The 15,905-nt window shown below is 66.8% G+C and carries 11 protein-coding genes; 2 read left to right on the forward strand and 9 right to left on the reverse strand.

The window, feature by feature from the left end:
- Nucleotide 1: 1 nt before the first annotated feature.
- Together ACYX4S_RS18465 and ACYX4S_RS18470 are read right to left on the reverse strand one after the other, a co-directional pair.
- Nucleotides 2–967, reverse strand: a complete 966-nt coding sequence (locus tag ACYX4S_RS18465; RefSeq protein WP_476361256.1) for an ABC transporter substrate-binding protein — start codon at nucleotides 965–967, stop codon at nucleotides 2–4.
- Between the two features lie 30 nt (nucleotides 968–997).
- Nucleotides 998–2,071, reverse strand: a complete 1,074-nt coding sequence (locus tag ACYX4S_RS18470; protein ID WP_476361257.1) for an ABC transporter ATP-binding protein — start codon at nucleotides 2,069–2,071, stop codon at nucleotides 998–1,000.
- A gap of 189 nt (nucleotides 2,072–2,260) precedes the next feature.
- Between ACYX4S_RS18470 and ACYX4S_RS18475 the strand changes: the two genes are divergently transcribed.
- Nucleotides 2,261–3,274, forward strand: coding sequence for a LacI family DNA-binding transcriptional regulator (locus tag ACYX4S_RS18475; RefSeq protein ID WP_476361258.1), 1,014 nt, complete (start codon nucleotides 2,261–2,263; stop codon nucleotides 3,272–3,274).
- 9 nt (nucleotides 3,275–3,283) lie between these two features.
- Here the strand turns inward: ACYX4S_RS18475 and ACYX4S_RS18480 are convergent, their stop codons facing one another.
- On the reverse strand, nucleotides 3,284–4,009 hold the full coding sequence (locus ACYX4S_RS18480) for a glycosyltransferase family 32 protein (RefSeq protein WP_476361259.1): 726 nt from the start codon (nucleotides 4,007–4,009) through the stop codon (nucleotides 3,284–3,286).
- A 404-nt stretch (nucleotides 4,010–4,413) separates the two neighbouring features.
- On the opposite strand from ACYX4S_RS18480, the gene ACYX4S_RS18485 reads away from it, so the two are divergent.
- Nucleotides 4,414–7,503: an autotransporter outer membrane beta-barrel domain-containing protein gene (locus tag ACYX4S_RS18485; protein ID WP_476361260.1), complete on the forward strand. Its 3,090-nt coding sequence runs from the start codon at nucleotides 4,414–4,416 to the stop codon at nucleotides 7,501–7,503.
- A 104-nt stretch (nucleotides 7,504–7,607) separates the two neighbouring features.
- On the opposite strand, the gene ACYX4S_RS18490 is transcribed toward ACYX4S_RS18485, so the two are convergent.
- From ACYX4S_RS18490 to ACYX4S_RS18515, 6 genes are all read right to left on the reverse strand, one after another.
- The gene (locus tag ACYX4S_RS18490; RefSeq protein WP_476361261.1) at nucleotides 7,608–9,674 is read right to left on the reverse strand and encodes a TRAP transporter permease; all 2,067 of its coding nucleotides are present in this window, start codon (nucleotides 9,672–9,674) and stop codon (nucleotides 7,608–7,610) included.
- 179 nt (nucleotides 9,675–9,853) lie between these two features.
- Nucleotides 9,854–10,864, reverse strand: coding sequence for a TAXI family TRAP transporter solute-binding subunit (locus ACYX4S_RS18495; protein ID WP_476361262.1), 1,011 nt, complete (start codon nucleotides 10,862–10,864; stop codon nucleotides 9,854–9,856).
- 95 nt (nucleotides 10,865–10,959) lie between these two features.
- Entirely contained in the window at nucleotides 10,960–12,093 is a 1,134-nt protein-coding gene (locus tag ACYX4S_RS18500) for a M20/M25/M40 family metallo-hydrolase (protein WP_476361263.1), read from the reverse strand.
- A gap of 71 nt (nucleotides 12,094–12,164) precedes the next feature.
- Nucleotides 12,165–13,325 (reverse strand): M20 aminoacylase family protein, encoded by a 1,161-nt coding sequence (locus tag ACYX4S_RS18505; RefSeq protein WP_293718789.1) that lies wholly within the window; start codon nucleotides 13,323–13,325, stop codon nucleotides 12,165–12,167.
- A 19-nt stretch (nucleotides 13,326–13,344) separates the two neighbouring features.
- Nucleotides 13,345–15,030 carry an ABC transporter ATP-binding protein gene (locus ACYX4S_RS18510; RefSeq protein ID WP_293718791.1) on the reverse strand — a complete coding sequence of 562 codons (1,686 nt, stop codon included), beginning with the start codon at nucleotides 15,028–15,030 and terminating at the stop codon, nucleotides 13,345–13,347.
- Between the two features lies 1 nt (nucleotide 15,031).
- The gene (locus ACYX4S_RS18515; protein WP_476361264.1) at nucleotides 15,032–15,886 is read right to left on the reverse strand and encodes an ABC transporter permease; all 855 of its coding nucleotides are present in this window, start codon (nucleotides 15,884–15,886) and stop codon (nucleotides 15,032–15,034) included.
- Nucleotides 15,887–15,905: the final 19 nt, after the last annotated feature.

Here is a 15,905-nt window from a genome sequence, read left to right on the forward strand (position 1 = left end):
CTCAGCCGCCGAAGATCTCGGTGAACTTCTCGCGCACGGCCGCGTCGGTCTCGACCGCCTGGCCGGCGTCGATCGGCAGCAGCGTGATGTCGCTCAGCTTCGGGAAGCCCTCCGGCGAGGCGACTTCCGGGTCGAGCGGCAGGTTACCCTGCTCGGCGACCAGTTCCTGGCCCTTGCGCGAGAGCAGGAAGTCGACAAACACCTTGGCGGCCTCGGGTTCCTTCGCCGTCGACAGGATCGCCACCGGCTCGGTGATGAAGCTCACGCCGTCCTTGGGGAACACGAAGTCGATGGGCGAGCCCTTGGCCTTGGCGCGCAGCGCGTTGGCGTCGACGACGATCGCGTATTTCGCCAGGCCGCCGGCGACCGCCTTGATGGCCGGGCCGTTGCCGCCTTCCGGTGCGATGTCGAGGTCGGCGAGCTTCTCGTAGAAGTCCCAGCCGATTTCGGGGGCGTTGATGAGCGCGTGCAGGTGGTTCAGCGCGGCGCCCGAGTAGAGCGGCGACGGCACGGCGATCTGGCCGCGGTTTTCCTCGACGAGAAGGTCGGCCCAGGTCTCGACGGGCTTGGCCGACTGGGTGTTGTAGGCGATGCCGGTGGAGATGACCTTGGTGCCGAAGAAGGTCATGTCCTTGTCGTAGGTGCCCTTGTCGTAGGTGCCGACCTTGGCTTCCGGATAGGCCATGAGGCGGCCTTCGGCCTTGAGCTGGCCGAGGTTGATCGTGTCGGCGACGAGAAGGACGTCCGGCTTCAGGTCGCCGGCGGCGATTTCCGCGCGCAGCACGTTCATGAGCTGGGAGGTGCCGTTGCGGGTCCACTCGACCTCGATTTCGGGATGCTCGGCCTGGAAGGCGTCGACCGTCTGCTGCGCCTGCTCGGGCGACTGGGAGGTGTAGAGAACGAGCTTCTCGGCATGGGCGGTGCCCGCCAGAAGCAGAAGGGTGAGGGCGGATGCTGCAAGACGCATGGAAGTACCTCGGTGTTGGAGCGGGAGGGCTCAGGCTCGGGCCGGGATCACCCAGCCGTCTTCGATGCGCACGGAGATCCGGTCTCCGGGCGCAAGCGATCGGTCTGTCGGGGCGTTCAGGGTCAGCGCCAGGTCGGGGCTGGCATCGGCGTGGAACTCGATCTGCTTGTGGCCGCCGCGAAAGATGACGCGTTCCACGGTGGCGGTGAAGCCGTCATCGGTGGTTTCGGCAAGCGCGAGGTCGGCCGGATGGACATTCACCGTGCCGGAGGCCCGTGCCGCCTGGGTGCGGGCGCAGCGCAGCGTCTGGCGGATGCCGAAGATGTTGGCCGTGGCGCGGCCCGAACCGAGCGTGGCGATGTCATCGGCCGGCAGCACGAGGCCGTTTCCGATGAAGGCGGCGACCATGTCGTTCGCGGGCTCGCGATAGAGCGTTTCGGGGGCCGCGTATTGCATCAGCCGGCCCCGGTCGATCACCGCGATGCGGTCGGCAAGCGCCATGGCCTCGGCCTGGTCGTGGGTGATGTAGACCATGCTGGCGCCGGTGCGGGCATGGAAGTCGACGAACTCGCGTTCCATGGAGGCGCGCAGGTGCACGTCGAGATTGGCGAGCGGCTCGTCGAGAAGCATCACCGAGGGGCCGGCGGCAAGGCAGCGTGCCAGGGCCACGCGCTGGCGCTGACCGCCCGACAGCGCGGTTGGCGCCTTGTCGCGATGATCGCTCATGCCGACGGTCTCCAGCGCGCTCGCCACGCGCGTGTCGCGCTCGCCACGGGAGAGGCCGGCGACCTTGAGCGCGTAACCCACGTTGTCGGCGACGCTCATGTGCGGCCACAGCGCGTAGTTCTGGAACACGATGCCCACGTTGCGCTTTTCCGGCGGCAGCGTGGCGCGCGCATCGGACACGGTGGCGCCGCCAAGGCGGATGGCGCCGTCGTCCAGCGTCTCGAAGCCGGCGATCAGGCGCAGGAGCGTGGTCTTGCCGCAGCCGGACGGGCCGAGAATGGCGACGAATTCACCGTCCTCGACGGTGAGTGACACGTCGGACAGGACGGGCTTTCCGCCATAGGATTTGGAGACGGTGTCGAGGCTGATGGCGACCACGGATTTACTTCCCAAGACATTGTATTTTCAGGAAAAAATTTATCCCTGAAGCGTGTTTGAGCTTGACTGCACACGTGTGCAAATTAGACTGGATGTGCTTCAGTTTTATGACGGCGCTCGAAGGTATCCGGGGATTTTATTGCCGGCTTATTTTTATCGCTGTTCGCGTGATGGGAAGGCGGGACGGATATGAGCGAGGGAATTCCGGCAAGGCGGGGCGGTTTCGTCACGGCGCTCGACGTGGCGCGGTGCGCGGGGGTCTCGCGTTCGGCCGTGTCGCGCACCTTCACGCCCGGAGCGAGCGTCTCCGAAGCGGTGAGGCGAAAGGTCATGGCGGCGGCGGAAGAGCTCGGCTACAGCGTCAACCGGCTGGCGCGCAGCCTGCACGGGGCTCCGTCGGATCTCGTGGCGCTGGTCGTGTCCAATCTCAGTGAACCCTTCATCGCGACGCAGCTCGATGCGCTGAGCGCGGCGCTGATGGAGCGCGGCCTGCACACGCTTCTGCTCAATGCGGGTGCGCGGGACATGAGCGCGCTGATGACGCTGGTGCTCGAGTACCGGGTGCGGGCGGTGGTCGTTCTTTCGGGCGCGCCGCCGGCGGAGATCGTGGAACAGTGCCAGCGCGGGAACCAGCGCATGATCCTCGTCAACCGGGATGCCGGCGGAATGGTTGTGGATCGCATTCGCACGCAGGATCTGGGCGGTAGCCGTATCGCCGCCGAGCACTTCCTGGCACGCGGGCGCAGGCGGCCGGTGGTGATCCGAAGCGCCGCGCGCACGCCGACCCGGCTGCGGCGCGCACAGGGGTTTCTTGCGCGCATGGACGAGGCAGGCATCGCCTGCCGGGAGATCGCGGACGGGGCGGACGACTATGCCGCCGGGGCCGCCGCCGCGCGTGCGCTGTTGCCGGACGGGCTCGCGGACGCGGCCTTCTGCGTCACCGACCGCACGGCGCTCGGCTTTCTCAACACCGCCCGCCACGAACTGGGCGTGGCGGTCCCGGACGACGTGGCGGTGATCGGGTTCGACGGCATCGCGGAAGCCGGCTGGCCGTCCCATGCACTGACCACGGTGGCGCAGTCGGTACCGGACTTCGTTCAGGCGGTGGTGCGCATCCTGGAAACACCCCGCGAGGGGCCGGGATCCGGGGACGGGCTCAGCCTGGAGGTGCCCGTGCAACTCGTCGTGCGCGGGTCGAGCTGAACCGGCGTTTCACTCGTAGTCGTGAAAGTCCGGCGGAGGCAGGCTCGTCGAAAGCCTTCGCCGATAGCGCCCCGTCAGCGGATGGAAGATGTCGCCGAAGACATGAGTCCAGGGAACGGGATAGCGCGACGGCATGCCGTCGATCATGTCGCCAGGACGTTCCTTCGGCAATCGCGCCGGGTTCTTGCGCAGGGCGGGCAGCAGGGCGTCGAGGCGGCGGTTCATCTCGGCCCACCAGGCGCGGACGAAGGGCGTATCGGGGCGAAAGACAAAGGCGCAGCAGCCGATCAGGTGCGGATACTGGGCCTGCAGCCACTTGCGGTGCAGCCAGGCTCCGGCCTGACGGTGGAGAGGTTCGCCGAGCTCCCGGCTCGAGCTGTACATGTTGGAAATGGCGCCGTCGCCGGGTTCGCCGTATCCCACGGCCATGAGCCATTCGTCGCGCTCGAGAAGGTCGAAGGCGGGCAGCCAGCTCGCGTGGTGCGGCTTGATGTCCGCATAGCCGCCGCCGTGCCGGAGCATGGCGTGGCAGCGCAGGAAATCGGCCCTGTGGGCGAGATTGAGAAAGGGATAGGCAGGATGCAGGTCGGCCGCCGGCACGAAGGCGGCCACGTCCCCGGCCGTGATCAGCTCGACGTCGCAGCCCGAATTGGCACGCAGGCTCTCCAGCCCGCGCCTGCGGTTTTCCGGCATCTCGTTTGTGCCGGTCCAGAAGCAGAAGATACGCCTGTTCATGTCGATCTCGTCTTCCCTGAGGACTGTTCGGGCAGCGGCACTCAAAGCAATATCACGCTGGACAGGATGGATGCGGGATGGATCCCGTGCAGCCGGTGAGGCGGAGAGGAGTGTTACCTTCGCGCAACGGACGGCGCCAAAACGCGCAGGATTGCAAGGCGTGTGACGCAGCGGCGCCGGCGCGATGACGGAGGGGCCCTTTCGGCGAGAGGTTACTTTCTGAATAAGACGCTACGTCACTTTTTGGCTGCGGTGCGATAGAGGGCCCGTTTCCGGCCCCAGCCGGTCGCCGGCATGAAAGATTCCTGTGATTGCCGCTTTCCTCGAGGGGACCTAGAGATTGGGAATCAAAGGAATTTCCTTGTCGAAATGCTTGAAGCATCCGCCCGCGCGGGGCGGATGACATGAGTACGCTGGGGGGCGTCATGTACGATTTGTTGCAAGAAGCGGTGCTTGAGCGTCGCGCGGTCGGGCGTCGGCGCTGCTATCTTTCCAGGTTGCGTACGGGAACGGCCCTGGCGGGGCTTTCGCTGGCATGTGTCGTGCCGATGGGCGAGGCGGCACGGGCGGCGCCGGACGTCACGATCGACAACACTGTCACGGTCCCGATCATCATGGACACCCTGCATCCCGGCGGGGGAACCCTTCAAGTGACCGGGAGCGGGTCGATCGTTCTCGGCGGGGCTTCGCAACGCGCGCTGGTGACAGACACCTCTGCCTGGACGATTCTGATCGATGGCGCGATCCGCTCGAACGGGTCGGGCAGCGCCGCCATCGTCTCTCATGCGGACGATACGATCACGGTCGGAACGACAGGTGTCATCGAGGCCCTTGATGGCGGCACCGCCGTATTCTCCGCCGGCGGGATCACCATCGGCAACTCCGGACGTATCGAAGGCGAGGACCACGGCCTTCTCGTCACCAGTGGCGGCGTCTCGCTTACCAACAATGCCGGAGCCTCGATCGAGGGGTCCATTCAGAATCCGGGAACGGGCACGAACTTCATCGACAACTCGGGAAGCATACACAACACGGGCAATCTGAGTGTCCTCTACTTCAAGGGTGACGCGACCATATACAATCGCGCCGGGGCGACGATCTCCTCGGATTCCATTGTGGTCGATGTCCAGTCTTCCGCTGCCTTTCTGGACAACGCGGGTTCGATCACGTCGACCAACTTGATGAATTTCGACACCAGCGCGGTTTTTTTCACCAAGTCGGGCACGGTGATCAATGCGCAGACAGGGACAATGTCGGCGGACACCGGTGTGTGGCTCGGCAACTGGTATGAGATGTCGAGTGTGAAGGCCACTCTGACCAACAGCGGCTCGATCACCGGCACGAAGTACCATGGCGCCCTGTTCTACAACGTCTCCGACGCGAGCCTGACCAATACGGCGACGGGCACGTTGTCGGGCAGCAACAACGGCGTTCTTTTTTATGGCCTCACGGAAGGTGAAATCACCAACGCAGGTACCATTCGCGGTGGCCACGGGCTGTATATGACGAACGACAGCACCCTTGCTTCGACCGGCCATGCGACCATCCTCAACTCCGGAACGATCGAGGCGACAAGCAATGGTGGATTCGCCATCGCGAAGGGGAGCACGATCAGCTACGACCTCACGCTGGACACGGGCTCGAACCTGATCGGCAAGGTTCAGGCGGACAGTGGGGACACGCTGACGCTGAAGGGGACGGGCAGCGAGGACGAGGACCTGAAGGGGTTCGGCACGCTGACCATGGCGGGCAGCGCCTGGACGTTGTCCGGCGGCGTGCAGGCCGACACGCTCGACCTGACCTCGGGCGTGCTGACGCTGACCGGCTCTGACATCGACTTCGGCAGCATCAGCATCGCCAACACGGCGAAGCTGGTGGTCAACGGCAGCTTCTCGACGCCGGTCGAGACGACGCTCGCGGGCGGCGCGCGGCTTGGCGGCACCGGCACTGTCGGCGAGACCACGGTGAATGCCGGCGGCATTCTCAGCCCCGGCAACTCCATCGGCACGATCAATGTGGCGGGCGACGCGACCTTCAACGCCGGGTCGATCTACGAGGTCGAGGTGGATCCGGCGGGCACCTCCAGCGACAAGACCATTGCCTCCGGCGCGATCGTCATCAACGGCGGCACGGTGCAGCACATCGGCTTTTCCGGCAGCTACAATCCGATCGCGACCTACCGCATCCTTGAAGGCGGCACGGGCCTGACGGGCTCCTTTGACAGCGTCGCCTCCGACTATGCGTTCCTGGATGCGTCGCTGGTCTACGACCGGGTGAACTACACCGTCGACCTGACGCTCACACGCAACGACATCAGCTTCTCCGACAAGGTGAGCACCGCCAACCAGCGGGCCACGGCGGCGGCGGCCGAGGCGGCGGGACCCGGCAATGCCGTGTTCAACGCGGCAGCCGCCCTGCCGGACAACGCGTCCGTTCTCGGCGCGTCCTTCGACAGCCTGTCCGGTGAGGTGCATGCCAGCCTGCAGTCGAGCCTTGTTGAAGGCGCGCGGATGCTGCGCACGACGGTGAACAACCGCCTGCGGTCTTCGGGCACGGGCGGTGCCGCGCCGGTGGTTCCCATCCTGGGCTATGCGGGGGCGTCCGGCACGGGATCTCCCGCCGACAGGGTCCTTGCGGCGCCCGCGCCGGAGGCCGCGGACCGCTGGGCGGTCTGGGGAGAGGGCTTCGGCTCCTGGACCCGCAAGGACGGCAACGGCAATGCGGCGTCGGTGAGCGAGAACACCGGCGGGTTCCTGATCGGTGCGGACGTGGCGGCCTTCGAGGCGACGCGTCTTGGCGTGTTCGCCGGCTACAGCCGCACGGAACTCAACGTTGCGGGACGGGGCTCGAGCGCGTCGGCCGACAGCTATCATCTTGGCGCCTATGGCGGCAGTTCGTTTGCCGCCGGGGCGGGGCTTCTCTCGCTGCGTGGTGGCGCGTCCTACAGCTGGAGCGATATCGAGAGCGACCGTACGGTGGCGGTGGGCGCGCTCGTCGGCGCGCCGACGGCGGGCTACCGTGCCGGAACGGCGCAGGTCTTCGGCGAGGCCGGCTGGGCCTTCGACATGGGTCCGGGCACGGTGGAGCCCTTCGCGGGTCTTGCCTGGGTGGGGCTCGACACGGACGGCTTCACGGAAGCGGGGGGTGCTGCGGCCCTTGCGGGTCAGTCGCAGGACATGTCGACGGCCTTCACGACGCTGGGCGCACGCGGATCCGCAAGCGTCGGGCTCGGCACGCTGCCGCTCGAGCTGACGGGTGCGCTCGGCTGGCGTCATGCCTTTGGCGACGTGACGCCGCTCACCACCGCCAGCTTTGCCGGCGGCACGCCGTTCACGGTCGCGGGTGCGCCGATCTCGCGCGATGCGGCGTTTGTGGAGGTGGGCGCGTCGCTGTCGCTGAGCGAGAGCGCGCGGCTCTCTCTCGGATACACCGGCCAGATCGCGGAAGACGCCCGCGAGCATTCCCTGACCGCGCGCCTCTCGGCCCGGTTCTGACGGGCGTGACCACTCCGGCCACCCCGACGTCAGTACGGACATGAAAAGGCCCCGCAGCCATCCGGTTGCGGGGCCTTTTCCGTCTTCCGAGAAGACGTACCGGTTCAGGCTGGTTGCCGGCGGTCCATGATCTGGCGGGCGAAGACCGGCAGGACCAGAACGATGCCGATCAGCGTCGCGATCAGGTTGGGCGCGACGAGAAGCATGGCGGCCACCACGAGAAGGGCGCGTTCGTAGCCGTGGAGCGGTCCCAGAAGCCAGTTGGCGAAGGCCGAGGAAAGCATCCAGATGCCGGCCATGGCGCCGGCGGTGGCCAGGAAGAACTCCTGCCAGGAGAAATTGTCCACCACGAGCAGCATCGACGGCGAGAAGGCGAAGACGAAGGGCACCAGCGCCTTGCCCATGCCGAGCCGGAAGGCCGTGTTGCCCGCCTTGAACGCATTGGCGCCCGCGATGCCGGCGGCCGCATAGGCGGCGAGCGCAACCGGTGGCGTGATGTCCGCCAGAACGCCGAAGTAGAACACGAAGAAATGCGCCACCAGCGGCTGCACGCCCAGCATGCTCAGGATCGGCGCCGCGACGGCGATCATGATCAGGTAGTTGGCCGTCGTGGGAATGCCGCAGCCCATGAGGATGCAGACCACGGCGGTCATGATGAGCGTGAACAGAAGCGTCAGGGATTCAACGCTGGTGAGCTGGAACGGAAGCACCGAGAGCCAGCCGTTGACGTCCTGCGCCCATTCGGCGGCGACCGAGGTCACCATGTAGGCGATCTTGAAGCCGACGCCGGTCAGCGTGACGACGCCGATGACGATGCCGACAAGGGCGGCCGCTGCCGTCACCGACAGCGAGTATTTGGCGCCGACGACGAAGCCGTCCCACAGGTCGTGCACGCTGCGCTTCAGCGCGTCGGACAGATCGTGGCGAATGACGTTCTGGATCAGCAGCACCAGGATGCAGGCGGAGATGCCCCAGAAGGCTGCGGCATAGGGCGTGCGGCCGGAAAGCAGGATCGCGACCAGCACGAAGAGCGGCAGCGTGGTCAGCCAGCCGGCCTTGAACACGGTCCAGGCGACGGGAAGCTCTTCCTTCGTCAGGCCGCGCAGGCCGCGCGCCTTCGCCTCCAGGTGCACCTGCACCAGCACGCCGAAGAAGTGCATGAAGGCGGGAACCAGGGCCGCCGTCAGGATCGTGGTCAGCGGCACGCCGAGATACTCGATCATGAGGAAGGCGACGGCGCCCATGACGGGCGGCGTGATCTGGCCGCCGGTGGAGCTTGCCGCTTCCACGGCCGCCGCGAAGTGGCGCGGGTAGCCGATCCGGATCATCGCGGGAATGGTCAGCGAGCCGGTGGTCACCGTGTTGGCGATGGACGAGCCGGAGATCGAGCCCAGCATCGCGGAGGACAGCACCGAGACCTTGGCCGGACCGCCCGAGTAGCGGCCGGCAAGGGCCGAGGCGAGGTCGATGAAGAGTTGCCCCAGGCCGATGCGGGTGGCGAGCACACCGAACAGGACGAAGTGGAACACATAGGTCGAGATCACGCCCAGCGGAGTGCCGTAGATGCCCTGGCTGGTGAGGTAGAGGTGATTGACCATGTTGGTCCAGCTCGCGCCCGGATGGACGAGAATGCCGGGCATGGACTGGCCGAAGTAGGCGTACCCCATGAACAGCAGCGCGATCACCGGCAGCGGCCAGCCCATGGCGCGCCGGGTGGCCTCGAGCAGGGTGACGATGAGGATGGTGCCCATGATCACGTCGATGGGCAGCGGAGCGCCTACGCGGAACGCGAGCTCGTTGAAGATCCAGGGCACGTAGAAAGCCGAGACCACGCCCGCGATGGCGAGCAGCCAGTCATAGAGGGGAAGCCCGAGCGGCCGCAGCAGGCCCGAGCGCGGCTCCTTCTCGCTGCCCCAGGCGGCGAAGAGCAGGAAGATCAGCCCGAGCGTGAAGGCCAGATGCAGACCCCGGTGCGTGGTCGCCTGGGGGATGCCGAAGCCGGACGTGTAGTAGTGATAGCAGGACAGCACGAAGAGTGCCGCGCCGGCGAGGCCGGCCAGGAATCTCGGCAGTGGCCGGAAGCGGACCTCCGGGTCGAAGCGCTTCTCGAGCTCCTTCATTTCCGCTTCGGTCAGCGCTTCGGCGCGCTCGGTGTCGGGTGTTGCCCCCATTCGTCAGTCCCTCGTCTGGTCGCCGCCTCTTCAGGGCGGTCTGCGCCATTCCGGCCGGTCAGGGCCGGGCGTTGCTTTGCCGTAAGGTTAGAGCCGGCGTCAAGCCACCGCAAACAAAACGACCCGGCTCGACGAGGAACCGGGTCGCTTCTTGTCTTGTCGCGAATATGGGTTTGGAATCAGTCCTTGAGGACGCCGGCCTCGCGGTAGAACTTCTCCGCGCCCGCGTGGAACGGGATGCCGACACCGTCGGTTGCCGTCTCGAGCGTGATCTGGCGGCCCTTCTGGTGACCGGCATCCAGCAGCTTGCGGGTGTTGTCGTTCCACAGCGCCTTGGTGATCTCGTAGACGAGCTCTTCCGGCTGGTCCGCGCTGGTGATCCACTGGGCACCGACGGACAGGGTCTCGACGTCGCCCTCGACGCCCTCGTAGGTGCCGGCCGGGACCACGTTCTTGGCGAAGAAGGTGTACTCGCCGCGCACGCCGTCGGCCTCGCCGCCCGAAATCGGCACGAGGGTGATGTCATGCTGGCTGGCCAGCTCGGCGATGGCGCCGGCCGGGAAGCCGCCGACGAAGAAGAAGGCGTCCATGGCGCCGTCACGCATGCGCTCGGCCGCCTGGTCGGGCTTCAGGTACTGGGCATCGACCTTGTCCTCGGACAGGCCGTAGGCCTCGAGGATGATGCGGGCGTCGACCAGCGTGCCCGAACCCGGCTCGTCCAGCGAGACGCGCTTGCCTTCCAGGTCCGCGACGCCCTTGATGCCGCTGTCCGCCGAGGCGACCAGGTGGATCGTCTCCGGGTAGAGGTTGGCGATGGCGCGCAGCTTCTCGACAGCCGGGCGGTCTTCCCAGATGCCGGTGCCGGAATGGGCCCAGGTCGCCACGTCGGACTGGGAGAAGCCGGACTCCAGCGTGCCGCCGGCGATGGCGTTCACGTTGGCGACCGAACCGTTGGCCGACAGCGCCGTGGCGATGAGGCCCGGAACGCCGCACGACCCGCCCTGGTCGCAGGGACGCGAACCCGGGGGATTGGAGATCGCGTTCGCGATCAGGCCGCCGATCGGATAGTAGGTGCCGGCGGTGCCGCCGGTGCCGATGCGGAAGAACTGCGGCTGCTGGGCGAGAGCCATGCCGGCCGCGAACACACCACCAATAACGGCACCGATGAATGCCAAACGACGTGTTTTCACATCAACCTCCCTTGGGTCAGAAAACCTTGAGCTTCTGAGCTAGCATCCCCGGGCGCGGGCATCAACGCCAAAGCCGCGCCGCAAGATCTTCGCCCTCAGCTCAGGCGCAGCATGAGCCCGGCGATGAGCTGGGCGCGTTCCACGAGGCTGTCGATGTAGATGTGCTCGTTGAGGGTGTGCAGATCCTTGCCGCGAACGCCGATGGAGTCGATCGTCGGGATGCCCATGGCGCCCGTGAAATTGCCGTCCGAGCCGCCGCCGGCTGAGCAGTGGGTGAGGTCGAAGCCGATTTCCGAGGCGACCTGACGCGTTACCTCGTAGAGCGCCAGCGTGCCGGCGTCCGGCTCCCACACGGGCCGGGTGACGCCACGTGTCACCTCCACGATGACGTCGTCGTACTCGCCGGAAAGCGAGAGCATCCGCTCCACGCCCCGGTCGAGATCCTCCTGACGCTTGGCCATGGACAGAACCTCCGCGTCGCAGAAGGAGGAGACGCAGTTGACCCACTGTCCGGCATGGATCACGCCGACGGAGAACGTGCAGTCCTCCGTGGTCATGGCCTCGATTTCCAGCACCTTGCGTGCCATGGCGGCGATCGCGGACCGGCCGTCGGCCAGCGCCCAGCCGGCATGGCTCGGCCGTCCGGTGGTGCGGATGTTGAAGCGCGCGATGGCATAGCGTCCCGTCACGGCGGAGCCGTCGCGGTGCGCGGGCTCGGGCACCATGACGTATTTGTTCTTGGCCGCTTCCTGTTCGATCAGCTCGCGGGTGGAGGGCGTTCCCACCTCCTCGTCCGGCGTCAGCAGCACGGTGACCGGCAGCGGCGTCTCGAGGCCGGCGCGGCCGATCTGGCGCAGTGCCTCGACCGTGAGATAGTTGCCGCCCTTCATGTCCAGGATGCCGGGGCCGTAGCAGCGGTTTTCCTCGACGCGGAAGGGAAGCTTCTCCAGCGTGCCGACCGGATGGACCGTGTCGAGGTGGCCGGAGACGAGAATGCCGGGCTTGCCCGCGTCCTTGTGCGGGAAGGTGGCCCGCACGGAGCCGCCGAAGCCCATGCGACCGGGAATGCGCTCGACATGCGCGCCGGCGACCGCGAGGTCGTAGGCGGCGAGGTCCATCATCCGGTCGACGGCGGCGGCGTCGAAGGTGGGGCTCTCGCACTCGATCCAGGGCTTCAGCCCGGCGAGGATCTCGTTGGTGTCGAAGGGAAGGTCCTTGAAGCTGGTCATGGCGGATCCGTCAAGTCATGGGGCCGCGGCGCGGGGCCGCGGCCGGATTGAGGAAGGAGAGAAAGGAAGGGTCAGACGGCAAGCCGGTCCGTGGCGATGCGCGCGTAGATGCTGGCGCCCACCGGCAGCATGTCGTCGTCGATGACGAACTCGGGATTGTGGACCGGAACCGACCCCTTGTGTCCGACGGTGCAATAGGCGCCGGGCACGATCTGGAGCATGTCGGCGAAGTCCTCGCTCGCGGAAACCAGTTCGGTCTTGAGCGAGGCCTTCGGCTCGCCGACGATCTCGCGCGCGGCGGCGATATAGGCTTCCGACAGGGCGGGGTCGTTGTTCAGCACCGAGAAGATCGGCCGGATGTCGGGCACGATCTCGACGCCATAGGCGGTTGAAAGCCCGGCGCAGAGCGCCTCCATGCGCGCGTGCATCATGTCGCGGACCTCGTCCTCGAAGTACCGCACGGTGCCGGAAACGACAGCCTGGTCGGGCACAACGTTGTAGGCCGAACCGGAGTGGATCTGCGTCACCGACAAAACGGCGGCGCTGGTCGGCGGCACGTTGCGCGAGACGATGGACTGGAGCTGCTGGACGAGCGCCGTCGCGATGACGATCGGATCCTTGGAGTGATGCGGAGCGGCGCCGTGGCTGCCGACGCCGCGCACGGTGATGTCGAAGAAGCTCGCGCCGGCCATGGCCGCGCCCGGCTTCACGCCGACCTCGTTCTCCTCCGCGAGCGGGTTGTTGTGCATCCCGTAGATCTCGTCGCAGGGGAAGCGGTCGAACAGTCCGTCCTCGATCATCGCGCGGGCCCCGCCGAGACCCTCCTCGGCCGGCTGGAAGATAAAGACAACACGGCCCGTGAAGTCACGGTGCTCGGCGAGGTAGCGGGCCGCGCCGAGCAGCATGGTCGTATGGGCGTCATGGCCGCAGCCGTGGAACACGCCGGACGTCTTGGAGCGGAAGGAGAGATTGGTGTGCTCGTCCATGGGCAGCGCGTCCATGTCGGCGCGCAGGCCGATCGAACGGCCCTTGCCCTTCGTTCCCTGGAGCACGCCGACGACGCCGGTCTTGCCGATGCCGGTGTGCACCTCCAGCCCCCAGGCGGTCAGCAGCTCGGCCACCTTGGCGGACGTGCGCGTCTCGGTGAAACCGATCTCGGGATGCATGTGAAAGTCGTGGCGGATCTCGACGAGATCGCCGGCGAACTCGGAAATGCGGGGAATGACTGCCATTTTTCCGTCCCTTTCGACCTCAGGCGCTTGCCGGGGCCAGTTCGGTGAAGTTTGCGAAGTCCCAGCCGCGACCGGGTGCCGCGTCGATGAGCGACCGGGTGTAGCTGTGCTTCGGATGGGCGAGCACCTCGCTCGCCGTGCCCTGCTCGACGATGCGCCCCTTCTGCATGACGACGACGTCGTCGCAGATCTGGGCCGCCACGCGCAGGTCGTGGGTGATGAAGAGGATCGCGATGCCGAGCTTCTTCTGCAGGTCCTCGAGCAGCTCCAGCACCTGTGCCTGGACCGAGACATCGAGGGCGGAGACCGCCTCGTCGGCGACAAGCACGTCCGGCTCCATGGCAATGGCGCGGGCGATGGCGATGCGCTGGCGCTGCCCGCCCGAGAACTGGTGCGGATAGCGGTCGAGCGCATCCGCGGGCAGTCCGACGATCTCCAGGAGTTCCGCCGCGCGCGCCAGTGCCTCCTTGCGCGAGCCGCCGTAGTTCAGCGGCCCCTCGATCAGGCTGTGCCCGATGGTCCAGCGCGGGTTGAGCGAGCGGAACGGGTCCTGGAACACGATCTGGACGTGCTTGCGCACGTCACGCAGCTCGCGCCGCGACAACGTCGCGATCTCGCGCCCGGCGACATTGATGCTTCCACCGGTCGGGTCGATGAGGCGCATGATGCAGCGCGCCACGGTCGACTTGCCCGAGCCGCTTTCCCCGACGATCCCGAGCGTGCGCCCGCGACCGATGGCGAAGGACACCTCGCGTGCGGCGCGGGTCGGCTCGCGGTTCACGAACCAGCCGGACTTGCCGTAGGCCTTTTCCAGGTCGGTGACGTGGAGCACCTCCTCGTGGCTGCCGTCGCGGCCCTTGCCGGTGTCGACCTTGCCCGCGTGGCGGGGAATGAGGCTCGGCACGGCCGCGAGCAGGTCGCGCGAGTAGGGGTGGGTGGGCGTGCGCAGGAGTGTCTCCACCGGGGCGCGTTCGACGATCTCGCCGTAGCGCATGACATGAACGGTGTCGGCGATTTCGGCGACGACGCCCATGTCGTGGGTGATGAACAGAACGGCGGTGCCGTGCTTCTCCTGGAGTTCGGCGATCAGGCCGAGGATCTGCTGCTGGGTGGTGACGTCGAGCGCGGTGGTCGGCTCGTCGGCGATGAGCAGCTTCGGTTCCAGGATCAGCGCCATGGCGATCATGATGCGCTGGCGCTGTCCGCCCGAGAGCTCGTGCGGATAGGAGGTGAAGATGCGCTCCACGTCCGGCAGGTGCACCTGGTCCATGATGTCGAGGATGCGCTGACGCCGCTCGCGCGCCGGAAGGCGCAGGTGGGTGTCCAGCACCTCGCCGATCTGGTCGCCCACCCGCATCACCGGATTGAGCGCCGTCATCGGCTCCTGGAAGATCATCGACAGGTCGCGGCCACGGATCTCGCGCATGTCGCCGACGCCGAGGTCGAGCAGGTTGCGGTCGCCGAGCAGGATGCGTCCGCCCCCGACCTCAAGGGCGCCCCTGGGCAGCAGGCCCATGGTCGCCAGCGAGGTCACCGACTTGCCGGATCCACTCTCGCCGACGAGGCAGACGGTCTCGCCCGCGCGGATCTCGAGGCTGATGCCCTTGAGAACCTGGTGGTCGGGCCGGTTGGCGATCTGGACGACCAGATCCTCGATGGACAGGACGACGGGAGCGTCGTCGAAGTTACGGGTCTTGAACTTCATCTCAGGCCTCCCGCTTCTTGAGGCGCGGATCGAGCAGGTCGCGGGCCGTGTCGCCAAGCAGATTGATGGACAGGATGCACAGCGACAGCATGAGGCCGGGCCAGAAGATCAACATGGGCTTGAGCTGGAAGTAGATCCGCCCCTCGGCCATGATGTTGCCCCACGTCGGGATCTCGGTGCTCACGCCGGCGCCGAGGAAGGACAGGATCGCTTCCACGAGAATGGCCGAGGCGCAGATGTAGGTGCCCTGCACGGTGAGCGGGGCCAGCGTGTTGGGCATCAGGTGCTGCCACAGGATCTTCGGTGTCGAGGATCCGAGAGCGATGGCTGCTTCCACGTAGGGCTCCTCGCGGGCGCTCAGCACCACCGAGCGCACCAGGCGCACCACGCGCGGAACCTCGGGAATGGTGATGGCGCAGATCACCGACCACAGGCTCGGGCCGTTGAGGGCGACGAGCGCGATGGCGAGCAGGATCGAGGGGATGGCCATGAGGCTGTCCATGATCCGCATGATGATCGCGTCGGCCATGCGGAAGAAACCGGAGACGAGGCCGATCAGCAGGCCGAGAACCACCGACACGAAGGCGGCGGTGATGCCGATGACGAGCGAGATCTGGCCGCCCACCATGACGCGCGAGAAGATGTCGCGGCCATAGGCGTCCGTGCCAAGGAGATGAGCCTCGCTCGGTCCCTTGAGGCGGTTCAGAGCGTTGATGGTGAGCGGGTCGTGGGGAATGTAGAGCTGCGCCGTGGCGCAGGCGACGACGATGAGCAGCAGCACGATCGCCGCGATGGTCGGGCCGACGCCGAGGCGCCAGGACCGGGGCAGGGAAAGCAGGCCGAGGGCCGGCTGCATTCCGGACTCTGGATTCTGT

It is taken from the genome of Stappia sp. ABD4_338, assembly GCF_056312175.1.